The organism is Roseateles sp. P5_E11 (genome assembly GCF_054049355.1).
The window spans coordinates 1-3,226 of sequence record NZ_JBFUMO010000621.1 but is presented as its reverse complement, the minus strand read 5'-3'; the positions used below and the strand labels follow the sequence as shown (position 1 = coordinate 3,226).

Genomic DNA, 3,226 nt, shown 5'->3' with positions numbered 1-3,226 from the left:
GGCTGGGCCTGAGCCGCAGGACGGCGGCGGTGCCGGCCCAGGCGTGACGGGGCTTCACGAGATTGCTTCTGTCATGGGCACTGCCGCGCCCTCGTCCCGAACTGCCCGATGACAAGCACCGACGCCCCAAGCCCTCCGCCCTACTATCACGGCACCAGGGCCGACCTGCGGGCCGGCGACCTGATCCAGCCTGGCTATGCATCCAACTACGGCCAGCACAAGAAGGCGAACTACGTCTATCTGTCCGCGACGCTGGAAGCAGCGATCTGGGGCGCAGAGCTGGCCGTGGGCGACGGCCGCGGCCGCATCTACATCGTGGAGCCCACCGGCCCCATCGAAGACGACCCCAACCTGACTGACCGCAAGTTCTCCGGCAATCCAACCAAGTCCTACCGCTGCAAGGCGGGGCTGCGGGTGACGGGCGAAGTCATGCAATGGCAGGGCCACTCCCCCGAGCAGCTGCAAACCATGCTGGCGCATGTGCAGCGGATGCGCGAACTCGGCATCGAGGCCATCCAGGAATAGCAATAGGCCCTGCGGCCCAGCCGGTGAGGCTCAGTCAACCAGGGCCTGAAGCTCCTGCAAGGCTTCGTCCAACAAGGCCGCGCTGCCGGCATCCTGCTCGATGGCCCGGCAGGTGCGCTCCACCAGGCCTTCCAGCGCCGGATCCAGTTGCAACTCGCCGCCGAGTTCATCGACCAACGCAGCCTCGACGAACAGGCGCAAGGCCTTGGCGCGGGGGATGTCACCGCCTTGAGCTCGGGCGGCCTTGAGCTTGGCGGTCAGCCCCTGCAATGCCGTCACGGCTGCGGGTGGCGCGGCCCGATTGACCAAGCCAGCCGAGGCCCCGGCCGTTGCTTGGCGTTGCGACGGCGAATGACGCGCCTGCGCCAGTTCGGCCTTGAGCAGGCGCAGTGCGTGGATCAGGGGAGAAATGGGAGCTGTCATGCCAATGCCTGGAGCCGCCGCATTGTGGCGCGGCCCGGTTCGGGAAAGCTGGCAAAATGCGCCCGCTTCTGACCGATGCGCCGCCGCTGGCCTTGCCGTGGCGGTATTTTTTTGAGCCCCCGCATCCAGGGGCTTCGACCCAGGGCATATCCCAAAGTCCGACCGAGCGGTCGGCCGGGACAATCGCCAGCTTTGCTTTAACCAGGCCGCGTCACAAGCGCCGCCCTGATCTCATGGCACTCCAACACCTGACCGACGAGCAGATCGCCACCATGTCACGCGCCCAAAAGGACGAGTGGTGGTTCAAGAACGTCTTCCGCGGCGACATGGCCCAGCTYTCGCTGCGCTCCGGTATCACCGGTTTCCTGCTCGGCGGTGTGCTCTCCTCCACCGGCCTGTACATCGGTGCCAAGACGGGCATTTCCCTCGGCGTTGGCCTCACTTCGGTCATCCTGGCCTTTGCGCTGTTCCGAGCGCTGCACGCAGCCGGCCTGGCCCAGGACTACACCATCCTCGAGAACAACTGCACCCAGTCCATCGCCACGGCGTCGGGCTATGTGACCACGGCGCTGATCTCCAGCTTGCCGGCCTACATGCTGGTGACGGGCCATGTGCCGCTGTGGTGGCAGATCGCCATCTGGATGTTCCTGGTGTCGCTGGTGGGCGTGCTGCTGGCCTTCCCGCTGAAGCGCCGCTTCATCAATGAAGACCAGGCCCCCTTCCCGGAAGGCCGTGCCTGCGGCGTGGTGCTGGATTCGCTGTACCACGGCAAGGGCAGCGAGGGCATGTTCAAGGCCAAGCTGCTGGGCTGGGTGGCGGGCGGCGCGGCGCTGCTACAGGGCATCTGCGGCGAGGGCTGGATGAAGCTGATCCAGTTCAAGCTGCTGGCCATGGACAAGTGGGCCGGCATGACGGAGCCCTGGCATCTGCACGAGCGCATCGACGACTACTACTACGCCTGGGCCGTCAAGGCGCACGGCTTCATTCCCAGCATCCTGGGAACGGACTTCCGCACCCTGGGCCTGCGCCTGGTGGTGGACGCCGCGTTGATCGGCACCGGGGGCCTGATGGGCCTCGCGGTGGCGGCGAGTTGTTTTGTCGGCGTGATCGTCAACTTCGTGATCCTGGCGCCGCTGATGATCCAGGCCGGTGACATCGCGCCGCGCCTGGGCGCCAATGGCGTGCTGATCCCGCTGAACCGCGTGGAGATCGTCAACCAATGGTCGCTGTGGTGGGGCGTGACGATGATGGTCGTGGGCGCCCTGGTGTCGCTGCTGGCCAAGCCCGAGATCTTCACGAGTGCGTTCAAGCGCAAGACGCCGGCGCAGATCGCGGCCAAGGCGGAACCCAAGAGTGACCTGCTCAAGGACATCGAGGTGCCGCTGTGGATCAGCTGGATTGGCGTGCCCGTCGTCAGCCTGATGGGCTGCTACGCCACGCACGCCTTCTTCGGCGTGCCGCTGTGGCTGGCCATCGTGTCGCTGCCGCTGATCTTCGTGCTGACGGTGATCTGCACCAACTCCATGGCGCTGACGTCGTGGACGCCGACCGGCTCGCTGTCCAAGATCACCCAGTTCACGATGGGCGCGCTGGACCGTACGAACCCCGGCTCCAACCTGCTGCCTGCCGGCATGACGGCCGAGATCGCCTCCAACGCGGCCAACCTGCTGTCCGACATCAAGCCCGGCTACATGCTCGGCGGCAAGCCGCGCCACCAGGCCATCGGCCACATCATCGGCAACCTGGCCGGCGTGCTGGTCTGCGTGCCGCTGTTCTTCCTGCTGTTCATCAAGCCCGACGCCAACGGCGCAGCCAGCGCCGCGAACATGGTGTCCGACCAGTTCGGCTTCCCCGCGGCGCTGCAATGGAAGGGCGTGGCCGACATCATCGCCAAGGGGCTGAAGAGCCTGCCCACCTCGGCGCTGATCTCCATGGCCGTTGCCGCCCTGGCGGCCGTCGCCATCGAGGTGGCGCGCATCGTCACCAAGGGCAAATCGGGCCTGTCGGCCGTAGCCATCGGCCTGGGCGTCACGCTGCCGCCGCAAGCCACCTTCATGATGTTCGTCGGCGCGCTGATGTTCTGGTACATGGCCAAGAAGTACAAGAACGCCCCCGCCGACTCCCGCGGCCACCGCATCTGGGTCGAAGGCATGGAGCCCATCTGCGCCGGGCTGATCTCCGGCGCCGCCCTGATGGGCATCGGCGACGCGATCATCGGCGTGCTGATCTGATAATCACCTGTTCTGTCTGCCCGTAGCTCAACTGGATAGAGCAGCTG

At 66.2% G+C, this 3,226-nt stretch carries 3 protein-coding genes; 2 read left to right on the top strand and 1 reads right to left on the bottom strand.

The genetic code is table 11. The features are described 5' to 3' along the window. Positions 1–108: 108 nt before the first annotated feature. Complete coding sequence (arr, locus tag ACXJKR_RS28045; RefSeq protein WP_457325628.1) at positions 109–525, top strand: NAD(+)--rifampin ADP-ribosyltransferase; 417 nt, start codon at positions 109–111, stop codon at positions 523–525. A 30-nt stretch (positions 526–555) separates the two neighbouring features. Here arr and ACXJKR_RS28040 read toward each other — a convergent pair whose 3' ends face one another. Beyond that, complete coding sequence (locus tag ACXJKR_RS28040; protein WP_457325627.1) at positions 556–948, bottom strand: hypothetical protein; 393 nt, start codon at positions 946–948, stop codon at positions 556–558. A gap of 233 nt (positions 949–1,181) precedes the next feature. Here ACXJKR_RS28040 and ACXJKR_RS28035 point away from each other — a divergent pair, with 233 nt between their 5' ends. Further along, positions 1,182–3,179 carry an OPT family oligopeptide transporter gene (locus ACXJKR_RS28035; protein ID WP_457325625.1) on the top strand — a complete coding sequence of 666 codons (1,998 nt, stop codon included), beginning with the start codon at positions 1,182–1,184 and terminating at the stop codon, positions 3,177–3,179. The last annotated feature ends 47 nt before the right edge of the window (positions 3,180–3,226 follow it).